The 13,763-nt window shown below is 63.4% G+C and carries 17 protein-coding genes; 13 read left to right on the forward strand and 4 right to left on the reverse strand.

Annotated features, from left to right (window positions below):
- The first annotated feature begins 76 nt into the window (after window positions 1-76).
- The 3 genes from ALII_RS0120120 (at window position 77) to ALII_RS0120130 (ending at window position 2,927) form a co-directional block, all read left to right on the forward strand.
- The gene (locus tag ALII_RS0120120) at window positions 77-1,261 is read left to right on the forward strand and encodes a glycine C-acetyltransferase (protein WP_024589015.1); all 1,185 of its coding nucleotides are present in this window, start codon (window positions 77-79) and stop codon (window positions 1,259-1,261) included.
- A 117-nt stretch (window positions 1,262-1,378) separates the two neighbouring features.
- Window positions 1,379-2,413 carry an L-threonine 3-dehydrogenase gene (tdh, locus tag ALII_RS0120125; RefSeq protein ID WP_024589016.1) on the forward strand — a complete coding sequence of 345 codons (1,035 nt, stop codon included), beginning with the start codon at window positions 1,379-1,381 and terminating at the stop codon, window positions 2,411-2,413.
- Between the two features lie 10 nt (window positions 2,414-2,423).
- Window positions 2,424-2,927, forward strand: coding sequence for an HPP family protein (locus tag ALII_RS0120130; RefSeq protein ID WP_024589017.1), 504 nt, complete (start codon window positions 2,424-2,426; stop codon window positions 2,925-2,927).
- Between the two features lie 15 nt (window positions 2,928-2,942).
- On the opposite strand, the gene ALII_RS0120135 is transcribed toward ALII_RS0120130, so the two are convergent.
- From ALII_RS0120135 to ALII_RS0120145, 3 genes are read right to left on the reverse strand one after another with little or no spacing between them, the layout of a single operon-like run.
- Entirely contained in the window at window positions 2,943-3,341 is a 399-nt protein-coding gene (locus ALII_RS0120135; protein WP_024589018.1) for a type II toxin-antitoxin system VapC family toxin, read from the reverse strand.
- Complete coding sequence (locus ALII_RS0120140; RefSeq protein ID WP_024589019.1) at window positions 3,341-3,592, reverse strand: type II toxin-antitoxin system prevent-host-death family antitoxin; 252 nt, start codon at window positions 3,590-3,592, stop codon at window positions 3,341-3,343. The genes ALII_RS0120135 and ALII_RS0120140 overlap by 1 nt, the downstream gene beginning before the upstream one ends.
- 51 nt (window positions 3,593-3,643) lie before the next feature.
- Complete coding sequence (locus ALII_RS0120145; RefSeq protein WP_024589020.1) at window positions 3,644-4,072, reverse strand: MarR family winged helix-turn-helix transcriptional regulator; 429 nt, start codon at window positions 4,070-4,072, stop codon at window positions 3,644-3,646.
- An 86-nt stretch (window positions 4,073-4,158) separates the two neighbouring features.
- Here ALII_RS0120145 and hmgA point away from each other — a divergent pair, with 86 nt between their 5' ends.
- The 8 genes from hmgA to ALII_RS0120185 all read left to right on the forward strand — a co-directional run bounded on the left by hmgA (window position 4,159) and on the right by ALII_RS0120185 (window position 10,883).
- A complete protein-coding gene (gene hmgA, locus ALII_RS0120150) occupies window positions 4,159-5,517 on the forward strand; it encodes a homogentisate 1,2-dioxygenase (protein ID WP_051375958.1) in 1,359 nt (452 codons plus the stop codon).
- Window positions 5,518-5,616: 99 nt separating this feature from the next.
- The gene (locus ALII_RS0120155; protein ID WP_024589022.1) at window positions 5,617-6,639 is read left to right on the forward strand and encodes a fumarylacetoacetate hydrolase family protein; all 1,023 of its coding nucleotides are present in this window, start codon (window positions 5,617-5,619) and stop codon (window positions 6,637-6,639) included.
- 188 nt (window positions 6,640-6,827) lie between these two features.
- Window positions 6,828-7,778: an MBL fold metallo-hydrolase gene (locus tag ALII_RS0120160; RefSeq protein WP_024589023.1), complete on the forward strand. Its 951-nt coding sequence runs from the start codon at window positions 6,828-6,830 to the stop codon at window positions 7,776-7,778.
- Window positions 7,779-7,982: 204 nt separating this feature from the next.
- Window positions 7,983-8,516, forward strand: coding sequence for a DinB family protein (locus tag ALII_RS0120165; protein ID WP_024589024.1), 534 nt, complete (start codon window positions 7,983-7,985; stop codon window positions 8,514-8,516).
- Complete coding sequence (locus ALII_RS0120170; RefSeq protein WP_024589025.1) at window positions 8,516-10,102, forward strand: FAD-dependent oxidoreductase; 1,587 nt, start codon at window positions 8,516-8,518, stop codon at window positions 10,100-10,102. Before ALII_RS0120165 ends, ALII_RS0120170 begins: the two co-directional genes overlap by 1 nt.
- A complete protein-coding gene (locus tag ALII_RS0120175; protein ID WP_024589026.1) occupies window positions 10,099-10,290 on the forward strand; it encodes a DUF2783 domain-containing protein in 192 nt (63 codons plus the stop codon). The genes ALII_RS0120170 and ALII_RS0120175 overlap by 4 nt, the downstream gene beginning before the upstream one ends.
- A 22-nt stretch (window positions 10,291-10,312) precedes the next feature.
- Window positions 10,313-10,576, forward strand: a complete 264-nt coding sequence (locus tag ALII_RS0120180) for a BrnT family toxin (RefSeq protein WP_024589027.1) — start codon at window positions 10,313-10,315, stop codon at window positions 10,574-10,576.
- Complete coding sequence (locus tag ALII_RS0120185) at window positions 10,569-10,883, forward strand: BrnA antitoxin family protein (protein ID WP_024589028.1); 315 nt, start codon at window positions 10,569-10,571, stop codon at window positions 10,881-10,883. The genes ALII_RS0120180 and ALII_RS0120185 overlap by 8 nt, the downstream gene beginning before the upstream one ends.
- Before the next feature lie 6 nt (window positions 10,884-10,889).
- On the opposite strand, the gene hppD is transcribed toward ALII_RS0120185, so the two are convergent.
- Window positions 10,890-12,002, reverse strand: coding sequence for a 4-hydroxyphenylpyruvate dioxygenase (hppD, locus tag ALII_RS0120190; protein ID WP_024589029.1), 1,113 nt, complete (start codon window positions 12,000-12,002; stop codon window positions 10,890-10,892).
- 114 nt (window positions 12,003-12,116) lie between these two features.
- Here hppD and ALII_RS0120195 point away from each other — a divergent pair, with 114 nt between their 5' ends.
- Both ALII_RS0120195 and ALII_RS0120200 read left to right on the forward strand, forming a co-directional pair.
- Window positions 12,117-12,587: an Lrp/AsnC family transcriptional regulator gene (locus ALII_RS0120195; RefSeq protein ID WP_024589030.1), complete on the forward strand. Its 471-nt coding sequence runs from the start codon at window positions 12,117-12,119 to the stop codon at window positions 12,585-12,587.
- 125 nt (window positions 12,588-12,712) lie between these two features.
- Window positions 12,713-13,750 (forward strand): TRAP transporter substrate-binding protein, encoded by a 1,038-nt coding sequence (locus ALII_RS0120200; RefSeq protein ID WP_024589031.1) that lies wholly within the window; start codon window positions 12,713-12,715, stop codon window positions 13,748-13,750.
- Window positions 13,751-13,763 lie beyond the last annotated feature (13 nt).

Below are 13,763 nucleotides of genomic sequence, written 5' to 3' on the forward strand. Positions count from 1 at the left end.
AGGGGGAGAGGTGCCGAGCGCAGCGAGGCGGAGAGGGGGTGTGGCGTTTGCCGGATCAAGCGCGTAGGAGACGCCGATGACAAACACCTTCCTTTCCCACCTCTCCACCGAACTCGACGGCCTCAAATCCCAGGGCCTCTACAAGTCCGAGCGCGTGATTTCGTCGATGCAGTCGGCCGAAATCACCGCCGACGGGCGCGAGGTGCTGAACTTCTGCGCCAACAATTATCTCGGCCTCGCCGACAATGCCGAGCTGCGCGAGACCGCCAAGCAAGCGCTCGACCGCTACGGCTACGGCATGGCCTCGGTGCGCTTCATCTGCGGCACGCAGGAGGAGCACAAGGCACTCGAAGCGCGCATCTCGTCCTTCCTCGGCTTCGAGGACACGATCCTCTATGGCTCCTGCTTCGACGCCAATGCCGGCCTGTTCGAAACGCTCCTGTCGGACGAGGACGCCATCATCTCCGATGCGCTCAACCACGCCTCGATCATCGACGGCGTGCGGCTGTCGAAGGCGAAGCGCTACCGCTACGCCAACAACGACATGGGCGAACTCGAAGCGCGGCTGAAGGAAGCCGCCGATGCGCGCTTCCGCCTGATCGCGACCGACGGCGTCTTCTCGATGGACGGCATCATCGCCAACCTTCAGGGCGTTTGCGACCTTGCGGAAAAATACGACGCGATGGTGATGGTCGATGATAGCCACGCGGTCGGCTTTGTCGGCGAACACGGGCGCGGCTCGATCGAGCATTGCGGCGTCGAGGGCCGGGTCGACATCGTCACCGGCACGCTCGGCAAGGCGCTCGGCGGCGCGTCGGGCGGCTATACGTCGGCCAAGCGCGAAATCGTCGACTGGCTGCGCCAGCGCTCGCGGCCGTACCTCTTTTCCAATACTCTGGCGCCGGTGATCGCGGCGACGTCGCTCAAGGTGTTCGACATGGTCGAAAACGGCGACGCGCTGCGCCGACACCTGAACGACAATGCCGCGCGTTTCCGTTCGGGTATGGAAAAGGCCGGCTTCACGCTCGCCGGCGCCGACCACGCGATCATCCCCGTCATGCTGGGCGACGCGCAGGTGGCGAAGGACATGGCCGACCGACTGATGGACCACGGCATTTATGTCATCGGATTCTCGTTTCCGGTGGTGCCAAAGGGGCAGGCGCGGATCAGGACGCAGATGTCGGCAGCACATTCGGTCGGGGATATCGATCGGGCGGTGGAGGCGTTTGCGGCGGTGGGGAAAGAGATGGGGGTGGTTTGATGCTTGCGCCTGAACACCCCCCTCTGCCCTGCCGGGCATCTCCCCCTCTGAGGGGGAGATGCCCGGCAGGGCAGAGGGGGGTGAGCGCAATCTCCCAGGATCGAGCAGGAGCTTCCCATGTCCAACATGATGCGCGCACTCGTCAAAGCCAAAGCGGAGCCCGGCATCTGGATGGAACAGGTGCCGCTGCCCGAAGTCGGCCCCAACGACGTCCTGATCAAGGTCAAGAAGTCGGCCATCTGCGGCACCGACGTCCACATCTTCAACTGGGACCAGTGGGCGCAGAAGACCGTGCCGGTGCCGATGGTGACGGGCCATGAATTCGTCGGCGAGGTCGCCGATTTCGGCGCGGCCGTCAGCGAATACAAGGTCGGCCAGCGCGTCTCGGGCGAGGGGCATATCGTGTGCGGCCATTGCCGCAACTGCCGCGCCGGGCGCGGGCATCTGTGCCGCAACACGCTCGGCGTCGGCGTCAACCGGCCGGGCTCCTTTGCCGAATATCTCGTCCTGCCCAAGCACAATGTCGTGCCGATCCCCGATGATGTGCCGGACGAGATCGCCGCGATCTTCGATCCGCTCGGCAATGCCGTCCACACCGCGCTTTCGTTCGATCTGGTGGGAGAGGACGTGCTGGTGACCGGCGCAGGACCGATCGGCATCATGGGTGCGCTGGTGGCGCAGGCGGTCGGTGCGCGCAAGGTCGTCATCACCGACATCAACCCGGTGCGTCTCGACCTCGCCCGCAAGATGAAGATCCACCACGTCGTCGACGCCTCGAAGGAAAACCTGCGCGACGTGATGCGCGACGAAGGCATGACCGAGGGGTTCGATGTCGGTCTCGAAATGTCGGGCTCGGCGGCGGCGTTCCGCGACATGATCGACACGATGAACAATGGCGGCAAGATCGCCATTCTGGGCATCGCGCCCACCGGCTTCGAGATCGACTGGAACAAGGTCATCTTCAAGATGCTGACGCTGAAGGGCATCTACGGCCGCGAGATGTTCGAGACCTGGTACAAGATGATCGCGCTGGTGCAGGGGCCGCTCGACGTGTCGGGGCTGATCACGCACCGCATCGGCATCGACGACTATGCCGCAGGCTTCGACGCCATGCGCTCGGGCAATTCCGGCAAGGTCGTGATGGACTGGTAGGCGGCAGGCGATGCGGCGGTTTGCGCGTATATTGCTGACACGGCACGAAACGCCCGTCGGGCTCGGCTCCAACGTCAAGGCCGGGATCGGCGCGGCGCTGGGCATGTGCTTCGTCGGCTATCTGGCATCGACGACAGACCTGCCGCTGCTGCTCGCCCCGCTGGGCGCGAGTTCGGCGCTCCTGTTCGGCCAGCCGTCGAGCCCGCTCGCCCAGCCGCTGAACGTGATGGCGGGCTTCTTCATCTCGGCCGTCATATGCGAGGCGAGTTTCTCGCTGTTCCCCGGCGTCTGGATCGCTGCGGCACTTTCGGTGGGCATGGCGATCGTGGTGATGCGCGCGCTACGCGTCACCCATCCGCCAGCCTGTGCGCTGCCGATCCTCGCCTTCGGCAACGGCCTTCACGGCCTTCAGCTCTTTGTCGTCGTCCTGATCGGTTGCCTCGTCCTGATCTCGCTGGCAATCATCGTCCACAACATCCCACCCAGGCGCGAATATCCGCATCGGGTGGAGTGACGCAACGCGGGACCATTACATTCCCGGCACTCCATGCGACTTGGCTGCCGCTGCCATGGCGCGATCAAGGGTCGCAAGCGGCAATCGGCGGCGCACTGCCAGTTCGACATAGGCGGCATCGTAGAAGGTCAGCATGTTCGTGCGCGCGATGTGAAGAGTTTCGGCCTCGTCGCCGTGTTGATCGATGGCAATTGGATAGGTTGCGATATCGGCGAGGATGCGATTGCTATTGTGGGCATTCAGTCGTTGGCGCCTTTCCGACATGACGAGCAGATTGCGAATTTCATACCACCAGATCATGGGGACGAACGCTTGCTTCGTCGCGAGAAGATCAAGCACGTGCTCCGCCTCTGCATTCGATTCATCCGGAAGAAACCAGGATGCAGTCACCGATGCGTCCAGGACGAAAGACATCAGTACCGGTGCCCGGCGTGGCGCATCTCGAGAATTTCCTCGATCGTGATGCCTGCCTTGGGTAGACTTTCCCGCAATTTGCGAAGCCCGTCGATCGCCCGCTGAACCTCTTCGCGATCGATCACCCTCTCGGGCTCCATGCGCGCAATTACCCTGCCGTGGCGTGTAATTTCGACGGTTTCGCCACGTTCGACATCGCCGAGTATGACCGACACGTTCGCCTTGAGCTCAGTCGCAGAGACCGTTTTCATGTCTTTCGTCCATTTTGACCGGACAAAATGTACGATTTCTTTGCCGCATGTTCAACCGCCCGCCCGTTCCAGCGCGGCGAGGCCGCGCAAAACGGCGTCGCGGTCGGCGGGCGACATGTTGGCGAGGAGGTTTTCCTCGAAGGATTTGGCGAAGGGCACGAGTTCGCGATAGGCAGCCTGGCCGGCCTTCGTCAGCGTCAGATGCTCGACGCGGCGATCCTCCGCGCTCGGTGACCGCTTCAGCCAGAGCCGCTTTTCGAGCGCCGAGACGGCCCGCGATACCTTGGTCTTGTGCATCGCCGAATGCTGCCCGACGGCAGTCGCCGTCATCTTCTCGTACTGGCCGAGCGCGGCCAGCAGCCGCCATTCGGGGCGGGTGAGGCCGTAGCGGTCGCGGTAGATTTTCGCGAAGTCGCGACTGACGACATCGGCCAGCCGGTTCAGCCGATAGGGGAGGAAGCTTTCGAGCTCGAGTGTCATCGGCACCGTTGATGGTTACATTTTCAATGGTTACGAATGCAACGAAATACACGGAACGTCAAATCCGGGAGGTCGCCATGAACGAGATGAGCAAAGTGCTCGGCCACACGTCGCCGGCGAAAAAGCCGAAGGCGCGCTTCGACTATATGCCGGGCTTCGGCAACGATTTCGAGACGGAGAGCCTGCCCGGCGCACTGCCGCAGGGCATGAATTCGCCGCAGCGGCCGGCCTATGGGCTCTATGCCGAGCAATTGTCGGGCTCCCCCTTCACCGCCCCGCGCGGAACCAATGAGCGCTCCTGGCTCTACCGCATCCGCCCGTCCGTGAAGCACCATCGCCGCTTCAAGCCCTACGACCTGCCGCTCTGGCTCTCCGCGCCGTCGAAGGGCGAGCATGAACTGCCGCTCGGCCAGTTCCGCTGGAACCCGGTGCCGATCCCGGCGGAGAAGACCGACTTCATCTCCGGCATGCGCACGATGACGCTGGCCGGCGACGTGCTCGGCCAGGCGGGCATGGCGGCGCATGTCTACGTCGCCAATGCCGACATGGTGGACGATCATTTCTTCAATTCGGACGGCGAGATGCTGGTCGTGCCGCAGGACGGCGGCGTGCGCTTTTTGACCGAGATGGGCGTGATCGAGGTCGAGCCGGGCGAAATCTGCATCCTGCCGCGGGGCCTGACCTTCAAGGTCGAGCTGATGGGAGCGACCGCGCGCGGCTACATGTGCGAAAACTACGGCGCCAAGTTCACGCTGCCCGATCGCGGGCCGATCGGCGCCAACTGCCTTGCCAATCCGCGCGACTTCAAGACGCCCGTTGCCTGGTACGAGGACAAGGAGACGCCCTGCCGGATCGTGGTCAAATGGTGCGGCCAGTTCCACGTCACCGAGATCGGCCATTCGCCGCTTGACGTCGTCGCGTGGCACGGCAATTACGCGCCCTACAAGTATGATCTCGCTACGTTCTCGCCGGTCGGCGCGATCCTGTTCGACCATCCCGACCCGTCGATCTTTACCGTGCTGACGGCGCCCTCGGGCGAGGAGGGGACGGCGAACATCGACTTCGTCATCTTCCCGCCGCGCTGGATGGTGGCCGAGAACACGTTTCGCCCGCCCTGGTATCACCGCAACATCATGTCCGAATTCATGGGCCTGATCCGCGGCCAGTACGACGCGAAGGAAGAGGGCTTCGTGCCGGGCGGCATGAGCCTTCACAACATGATGCTGGCGCATGGGCCCGACGCGGGCGGCTTCGAGAAGGCGTCGCGTGCCGATCTGAAGGCGGTGAAGCTGGAAAACACCATGGCGTTCATGTTCGAAACGCGCTTTCCCCAGCTCGTCACGAAATACGGCTTGGGGCTGGAGACGCTTCAGGACGACTACATCGACTGCTGGAGCGACCTGAAGAAGCGGTTCGACGGGACGATCGAAGGCGACTGGAGCTAGGGTGCTGGCTCGATCTGGCGCGGTTGCACGAAAGAAGCAGTGACCGCTGGCTTCGGCATGCTAGCGTGCAGGGCAAACTGAAAAGGGGATGGAGACCGCATGAAACTTGCCACGCTGAAGAACGGCACGCGCGACGGAAAACTGGTGCTCGTGTCGCGCGATCTGACGCGCTCCACGGATGCGTCCTTCCTCGCCCCGACGCTGCAGGCCGCGCTCGACAACTGGCGCCGGATCGCGCCGCATCTCGAAGCGCTGGCCGAAAGCCTCGAAGTCGGCGCAGTGCCGACCGAGCGCTTCCACGAGCACGACGCGATGTCGCCCCTGCCGCGCGCCTATCAGTGGGCGGACGGCTCGGCCTACGTGAACCACGTCGAACTCGTGCGCAAGGCGCGCAATGCCGAGATGCCGGAGACCTTCTGGACCGACCCGCTGATGTATCAGGGCGGTTCGGACACGTTCCTCGGGCCGCGCGATCCGATCGTGATGGCCGACGAAGCCTATGGCATCGACATGGAAGGCGAGATTGCAATCATCGTCGACGACGTGCCGATGGGGGCGAGCCCCGACCAGGCGCGCGAGGCGATCCGGCTGGTCATGCTGGTCAACGACGTGTCGCTGCGCGGCCTGATCCCGGCCGAACTCGGCAAGGGCTTCGGCTTTTTCCAGTCCAAGCCCTCCTCAGCCTTCTCGCCGGTCGCGGTGACGCCGGACGAACTCAGCGACGCCTGGGACGGCGGCAAGCTCTCGCTGCCGCTGATGGTCGATTACAACGGCAAGCCGTTCGGCCGCGCGAACGCCGGCGTCGACATGACGTTCGACTTCCCGACCCTGATCGCTCACGCAGCGAAGACACGGCCTTTGGTGGCGGGCTCGATCATCGGCTCGGGCACGGTGTCGAACAAGCAGGGCGGCGGGCCGGGCAAGCCGGTCGATGCCGGCGGCGTCGGCTATTCCTGCATCGCCGAAATCCGCACCATCGAGACGATCGACACCGGCAAGGCAACGACCCCCTTCATGCGCTTCGGCGACACGGTGCGGATCGAGATGAAGGACAAATCGGGCCATTCGATCTTCGGCGCGATCGAGCAGGTGGTGGAGAGGTACGAGCCGGCAAACAATTGACCACAAAGCACCCCCACTCCGTCCCGCTTCGCGGGCCACCTCTCCCCCTGCCCGGGGGAGAGGAAATGCACTTCATCGGCGCCGGCGCTTTTCCAGCCTGGGTTCCTCTCCCCTTTTGAGGGGGAGAGGTGGCCCGCGCAGCGGGACGGAGTGGGGGTATGGCGCATAACGAGCATTCTGGAGCAAACATGACCAAGAACTTCGCATCGACCGGCGACATGGCCGAAAAGAACATCTCCTTCACCGAGATCGGCCGTGACCTGTGGGCGTTCACTGCCGAGGGCGATCCGAACACCGGGGTGATCATCGGCGACGACAGCGTGATGATCATCGATGCGCAGGCGACACCGCGCCTGGCGAACAAGGTCATCGAGAAGATCCGCACCGTCACCGACAAGCCGATCAAATATGTGACGCTGTCGCACTATCACGCGGTGCGCGTGCTCGGCGCGTCGGCCTATGGTGCGTCGGAAATCTTCATGTCGGAAAAGGCGCGGTCCATGGTGGTCGAGCGCGGGCAGGAGGACTGGGATTCCGAGTTCGGCCGCTTTCCGCGACTCTTCCAGGGCCATGAATCGATCCCGGGCCTGACCTGGCCGACCATGACCTTCAACGACCGGCTGACCGTCCATATGGGCAAGCGCCGCGTCGACCTGATGTTCCTCGGCCGCGCGCATACGGCGGGCGACATCGTCGCCTATGTGCCGGACGAGAACGTAATGTTCACCGGCGACATCGTCGAATACCACTCCGCCTGCTATTGCGGCGACGGGCATTTTGCCGACTGGCCGATGACGCTGGAGGAAATCCGCGCCTTCGACCTCGACGCCATCGCGCCCGGCCGCGGCGATGCGCTGGTGGGCCCGGCCATGGTCAACGACGCGATCGACAACACCGCCGATTTCGTCATGTCCACCTACCGCCCGATCGCCCGCGTGGCGCAGGGCGGCGGCTCGCTGAAGGAAGCCTGGGACGCCTGCCGCGAAGTCTGCGATCCGAAATTCGGCGACTACGCGATCTACGAGCACTGCCTGCCCTTCAACGTCGCCCGCGCCTATGACGAGGCGCTGGGGATCGACACGCCGCGGATCTGGACGGCGGAGCGGGACAAGGCGATGTGGGGAGAGTTGCAGGGGTGATTGGGGGCAGTGGGCTTCAGGATACCCCCACCTTTTATTCCTCCCCACAAGGGGGAGGAAGGGCGTCAGCGCCACGCCTCATCGTCGATGCATCACCCGGTTTGAAGGATTGGGTTCCACGTGGATGCCTCCCTCCCCCTTGTGGGGAGGGATACAGGGTGGGGGTATTGAAGCCCGCAAAGCTTCAGGAACGGGAGGAAATACATGACCAACCTGCAGCGACATTTCTCCGCCATGGCGCGCAACAATCGCTGGTCGAACCACATACTCCTGCGCGCCTGCGCAAATCTCGACAGCGCATCCTTCACCGCGACGCGCACCTCCTTCTTCCCCTCCATCGCCGCGACCCTCTCCCACTATCACTTCGTCGACCTCTACTACATCGACGCGCTGGAACAGGGCGGGCGGGGCGAGCGGGTCTATGACGACGAGATCGTGTTCGCTCACGCAGCCGAGCTCGCGCCGCTGCAAAAGGCAGCGGATGAGCGGCTGATCACGTTCTGCGACGGGCTCGCCGATGCCGACGCCGAGCTGACCGTCATCACGGATCGCGGCCACAAGGGACAATTCCCCGAGCGCATCGAAAACCTCCTCGCTCATCTCTTCCAGCACCAGATCCACCATCGCGGACAGGCCCATGCAATGCTCGCCGGCACCGATGTGAAGCCGCCGCAACTCGACGAATTCTTCCTCGCCTTCGAGCGCGATCCCGAGATCGGCCGCATGGGGCTCGCCTGATGCCGCGCTACCAGTACCAGCCGTTCGACTATGTCACCCCGCCGGAACTCTCCGGCGAGGCGGGTGCACGCAGGAAGATCGTGATCGTCGGCGCCGGGCCGGTGGGCCTCGCGGCTGCGATCGACTGCGCGCTGCACGGCATCGAATGTGTGGTGCTGGACGACAACGACGTCGTCTCGCTGGGCAGCCGCGCGATCTGCTGGTCGAAACGCACGCTGGAGATCATGGACCGCCTCGGCATCGGCGAGCGCATGGTCGAAAAGGGCGTGACGTGGAAGGTCGGACGGTTGTTCCACCGCGATCGCGAGGTCTGGAATTTCGACCTCCTGCCCGAGCCCGGCCACAAGATGCCGGCCTTCATCAACCTGCAGCAATACTACGTCGAGCAATATCTGGTCGAACGCGCGGCCGAGTTTCCGGACCTGATCGACCTCAGATGGAAGAACCGTGTCACCGGCGTCGAGCCATCCGCCGACGGCGTGCGTGTTTCGGTCGAAACGCCGGACGGGAGCTACGAAGTCGAGACCGACTGGCTGATCGCCTGCGACGGCGCACGCTCACCGGTGCGGGGAATGATGGGCCTCGATTTCGCCGGTCGCGTCTTCGAGGAGCGGTTCCTAATCGCCGATGTCGAGATGAAGGCGGATTTTCCGCCGGAGCGCTGGTTCTGGTTCGAGCCGCCCTTCCACAAGGGACAGTCGGCGCTACTGCACAAGCAGCCCGACGATATTTACCGCATCGATCTGCAACTCGGCTGGGACGCCGATCCGGAGGTCGAGAAGCGGCCCGAAAACGTCATCCCGCGCATCGAGGCGATCGTCGGCCATCGCGATTTCACGCTCGACTGGGTGTCGGTCTACACCTTCCAGTGCCGCCGGCTCGACCGTTTCGTCCACGGCCGCGTCGTCTTCGCGGGCGATAGCGCGCACATCGTCTCGCCCTTCGGCGCGCGCGGCGGCAATGGCGGCATTCAGGACGTCGACAATCTCATCTGGAAGCTGGCGATGGTGGTGAAGGGCAAGGCGCCCGAAAGCCTGATCGAATCTTACGACGAGGAGCGCATCCACGGCGCCGACGAGAACATCCTGAACTCCGCACGCGCCACCGGCTTCATGACGCCCAAAAGCGAGACGGAGCGCATCTTCCGCGACGCGGTGCTCGACCTTGCCGGCGAGCACGAATTTGCGCGGCGGTTGGTGAATTCGGGACGCCTGTCGCGGCCCTGTTCGCTGGCGGGTCTATCGCTGCAGGGCCAGGGGGAGGGCGTCGGGCAGGCGATGTCCGATGCGCCCGTGGAAGGCGGCTGGCTGCTCGACAATTTCGGCGGACGGTTCGCGGTGATGGCGGTGGAGGCGGATGTGCCGGACGGACTGCCGGCGGAAATCGACCGCGTGATCGTGACAGCCGACCAGTCGCGAAGGGGCAATGCGGCGGTGCTGATCGACGTTGAGGGGCTGGTAGCGAAGCGCTACGGCGCGGGCACGGTCTGGCTGGTGCGGCCAGATCAGCATCTGGCGGCACGGTTCGACAATCCGTCGGTGGCGGAGTTCGTCGCTGCATATGAGCGCGCGAGGGGGATGGCATGAGCGGGATCGGCGAGGACCGGCTGGGCGCGGCGGGCGACGATGTCTACGCGGCGCTGATGGCCGCGCATGACGGCTTGAGCCTCGAGGAAAGCACGCGGCTGAATGCGAGGCTGGTGTTGATCTTGGCGAACGAGGTCGGGGATTTGGAGCGGGTGAAGACGGCGATCGCAGGCGCGACATTGACGTGATGAATTTTCGTAGTTACATTTAATGCGGATCGTTTGGGACGAGCCGAAGCGGCTTGCGAATCTCGTTAAGCATGGTCTGGATTTGGCCGACGTCATTTTCGTTGAATGGGAAACGGCGCTGATCGAAGCAAGCCGTATCGAAGGAGGGCGTCAGCGCTTCAAGGCCATCGCGCAGTTTGAAAGCGGAACTGTCGTGGTCATCTATGTCGAATTGGGGCGAGAGGCGATCTCTGTGATCAGCTTCAGACCAGCCAATCCAAAGGAAAGGAAAAGGCTCGATGGGTAGCAATCACACGTCAAAAGAGTTCGTGCCGGGTCGAGGATTCTCCAGGGAGGACTGGGATGCGGTCGATAGCCCCGCCATGACCGACAAGGAGTTGGCCGGGTTGCGCCCCGCGCGTGAAGTCATGCCCGCTTCGTTCTTCGATTCCATCCGGGATGCTAGACGTGCTCGTGGCCGTCCGTCCGTCGAAAACCCGAAAAGGCAGATTACGCTTCGTCTCGACAGCGATATCGTTGATACGTTCCGCGCTTCCGGCCCCGGCTGGCAAAGCCGCATGAACGCGGCTTTGCGGAAGGCTGCAGGGCTATAAGACGAACTATTCCGCCGCTTCGACCTTGATCACGCCACGCCTGATCTGGTCTTCCTCGATGCTTTCAAAAAGCGCGCGGAAATTGCCCTCGCCAAAACCTTCGTCGCCCTTTCGCTGGATGAACTCGAAAAAGATCGGGCCGATGACGGTTTTCGAGAAGATCTGCAGCAGGATCTTCGTCGTGCCGCCATCGAGCACGCCTTCGCCGTCAATCAGGATGCCGTGCTTCATCATGCGGTCGATCGGCTCGTCATGGCCGGCGACGCGCTCGTGGCTCTTTTCGTAATAGGTTTCGGGCGGCTTCGGCATGAATTTCAGGCCGTTGGCGTCGAGCCTGTCGGTGGCATCAAAGATGCTGTCCGTGCCGACCGCGATGTGCTGGATGCCTTCGCCCTTGTACTTGCGCAGATATTCCTCGATCTGGCTCGTCTCGTCCTTGGACTCGTTGAGCGGAATGCGGATTTTCCCGCAAGGTGACGTGATCGCGCGGCTCATCAGGCCGGTGATGCGGCCGTCGATGTTGAAGAAGTGAATCTGCTTGAAGTCGAACAATTCGCGGTAGAACGCCCACCACTTGTCCATGTTGCCGCGAAAGACATTGTGGGTGAGGTGGTCGAGATAATAGAAACCGACGCCTTCGGGCTTGGGGTTCTTCTCGCCCAGCCACTCGAATTCGGCCTCGTAGGTCGAGCCGCGGGCGCCATAGGTCTCGACGAAATAGAGAAGCGAGCCACCGATGCCGACGATGGCGGGCACGTCGAGCGTCTTGTCGTCGCCTTCATAGGGCGTCGCGCCCTTGGAGACGGCGTGGTCGAAGGCATGTTTCGCATCGACGACGCGCCAGGCCATGGCGGGGGCGCAGGGGCCGTGCTCGTCGACGAAGCGCATCGCGTGCGAGCCGGGTTCGGCGTTGACGACATAGTTGATGTCGCCCTGCCGCCAGACGTCGATCTTCTTGGTCCTGTGGGTCGCGACCTTGGCGTAACCCATGCGCGTGAAGAGCTCGGCGAGCTTTTCGGGCTCGGGATGCGCGAACTCGACGAACTCGAAGCCGTCGGTGCCGGTAGGGTTGGCGCGGGTGATCTCGGCGGGCGGTGCGTCGTGCGGGAAGGGACCCATTTCATCCTCCTGGATTGATTGGCCCGATCCTACGCCGAAGGTCGTGCAAGCGGCTTGCATTCTGGTGCGCGAAACAGACATGTTATGCACGGACCGTGCATGGTGGGGCAAAAGATGGCAGACGAAGAACGGATCGACGGCTTCGACCGCAAGATACTCGCGCTTTTGCAGACGGATGCGCGGCTGACGAACAATGACCTTTCCGAACGCGTCCACCTCTCACCCTCGCAATGCTCGCGGCGACGCCAGCGGCTGGAAGAGGCCGGTTTCATCAAGGGCTATCGCGCGACGCTCGACCGCGACCGGCTGGGGTTTCCGCTGGTCAACGTCATCTCGGTCACGCTCGCCACCCACAATCGCGACAATGCGCAGCGCTTTTCCGAGCTTCTCGCCCGCCTGCCGCAGGTGCAGGAAGCCTATGCGCTGACCGGCGAGATGGACTATTTCCTGAAGGTCGTCACGCCCGACCTGAAGTCGCTCGCCGACTTCGTCAACGAAGTGCTTCTGCCGCATGAATCGGTGCAGCACGTGAAGACCGCGATCGTGCTGCAAACCTTGAAGGAGACGGATGCGTTGCCGCTCTAACGTGTTACGAAAATGACGCGTGACGGCTCTTTATTGTTACATAAATCCATGTAGGATCGCTGGCTGAAGACCGGTTATCGTGGGAGAGCGGCCGGTCCGCAGCATCAGGGAGGAAATCGATGCAGATGAAGTCTTTCAGGGCGGCGCTCGCCGCCGGTGTGCTGGCCTCGGCGACGTGGCTGGCCGGTTCCACATCCGTGCTGGCGCAGGAGGTGACGCTGCGGCTGCACCACTTCCTGCCGGCGCAGGCCAATGTGCCGACGCACGTCCTCGACGTGTGGGCCGACAAGATCGAGGACGCTTCCGGCGACCGCATCAAGATCGAGCGCTATCCGGCCATGCAGCTCGGCGGCACGCCGCCCCAGCTTTATGACCAGGCCGCCGAGGGCACGGTCGACATCGTCTGGACGCTGCCCGGCAACACGCCCGGCCGTTTCCCCTCGGTCGAGGTATTCGAACTGCCCTTCATGATGACCAATGCCGAGGCGACCTCGCGCGCCTATTGGGACATATTCGACGCCAGGCTGCGCGACACCGAATTCGCCGACACGCACATTCTCGGCACCTGGGTCCACGGTCCCGGCATCATCCATTCGAAGGAGCCGGTCGAGACGATGGAGAATCTGTCGGGAATGACGGTCCGCGCGCCGACACGCGTGATCACGGCCCTCCTGACCGAGCTTGGCGCCAATCCGATCGGCATGCCGATCCCGCAGGTGCCAGAAGCGCTGTCGAAAGGCGTGATCCAGGGCGCGGTGGTGCCGTGGGAGGTCACGACCGCGCTGCGCGTTCCCGAACTCGTCGACAACCACACCGAATTCGGCGGCGACCACGCGCTCTATACCACGACCTTCGTGCTGGCGATGAACAAGGCCAAGTATGACAGCCTGCCGGACGACCTGAAGGCGATCCTCGATGAGAATTCGGGCGCCGAGTTCTCCGCCTTCGCTGGCCGCACCCAGCAGGAATACGACGCGCCGGGCCGCAAGCTGGCCGAGGGCAACAACATCATCGAACTGTCGGCAGAGGAATCGGCCAAGTGGCAGGAAGCCGCGCAGCCGGTGATCGACAACTGGGTTGCCGAGATGGACGGCAAGGGCATCGAGGGGCAGGCGCTGCTCGACGAGGCGCGCGGTCTGATCGAGAAATACACCGCCGAATAGGATTGCCGTTGCG

This window comes from Aliihoeflea sp. 2WW, from assembly GCF_000497755.1.
Taxonomy (GTDB): Bacteria; Pseudomonadota; Alphaproteobacteria; order Rhizobiales; family Rhizobiaceae; genus Aliihoeflea.

Coding starts and splice junctions, on each gene's coding strand:
- ALII_RS0120145 (WP_024589020.1), bottom strand. CDS start 4,072: ATGACACTCGAGCTCGAAAGCTTCCTCCCCTATCGGCTGAACCGGCTG.
- hppD (WP_024589029.1), bottom strand. CDS start 12,002: ATGGGTCCCTTCCCGCACGACGCACCGCCCGCCGAGATCACCCGCGCC.
- ALII_RS0120155 (WP_024589022.1), top strand. CDS start 5,617: ATGAAACTTGCCACGCTGAAGAACGGCACGCGCGACGGAAAACTGGTG.
- ALII_RS0120120 (WP_024589015.1), top strand. CDS start 77: ATGACAAACACCTTCCTTTCCCACCTCTCCACCGAACTCGACGGCCTC.
- ALII_RS0120195 (WP_024589030.1), top strand. CDS start 12,117: ATGGCAGACGAAGAACGGATCGACGGCTTCGACCGCAAGATACTCGCG.
- ALII_RS0120200 (WP_024589031.1), top strand. CDS start 12,713: ATGAAGTCTTTCAGGGCGGCGCTCGCCGCCGGTGTGCTGGCCTCGGCG.
- hmgA (WP_051375958.1), top strand. CDS start 4,159: ATGAGCAAAGTGCTCGGCCACACGTCGCCGGCGAAAAAGCCGAAGGCG.
- ALII_RS0120165 (WP_024589024.1), top strand. CDS start 7,983: ATGACCAACCTGCAGCGACATTTCTCCGCCATGGCGCGCAACAATCGC.
- ALII_RS0120180 (WP_024589027.1), top strand. CDS start 10,313: ATGCGGATCGTTTGGGACGAGCCGAAGCGGCTTGCGAATCTCGTTAAG.
- ALII_RS0120140 (WP_024589019.1), bottom strand. CDS start 3,592: ATGAAAACGGTCTCTGCGACTGAGCTCAAGGCGAACGTGTCGGTCATA.
- ALII_RS0120160 (WP_024589023.1), top strand. CDS start 6,828: ATGACCAAGAACTTCGCATCGACCGGCGACATGGCCGAAAAGAACATC.
- ALII_RS0120130 (WP_024589017.1), top strand. CDS start 2,424: ATGCGGCGGTTTGCGCGTATATTGCTGACACGGCACGAAACGCCCGTC.
- ALII_RS0120135 (WP_024589018.1), bottom strand. CDS start 3,341: ATGTCTTTCGTCCTGGACGCATCGGTGACTGCATCCTGGTTTCTTCCG.
- tdh (WP_024589016.1), top strand. CDS start 1,379: ATGTCCAACATGATGCGCGCACTCGTCAAAGCCAAAGCGGAGCCCGGC.
- ALII_RS0120170 (WP_024589025.1), top strand. CDS start 8,516: ATGCCGCGCTACCAGTACCAGCCGTTCGACTATGTCACCCCGCCGGAA.
- ALII_RS0120175 (WP_024589026.1), top strand. CDS start 10,099: ATGAGCGGGATCGGCGAGGACCGGCTGGGCGCGGCGGGCGACGATGTC.
- ALII_RS0120185 (WP_024589028.1), top strand. CDS start 10,569: ATGGGTAGCAATCACACGTCAAAAGAGTTCGTGCCGGGTCGAGGATTC.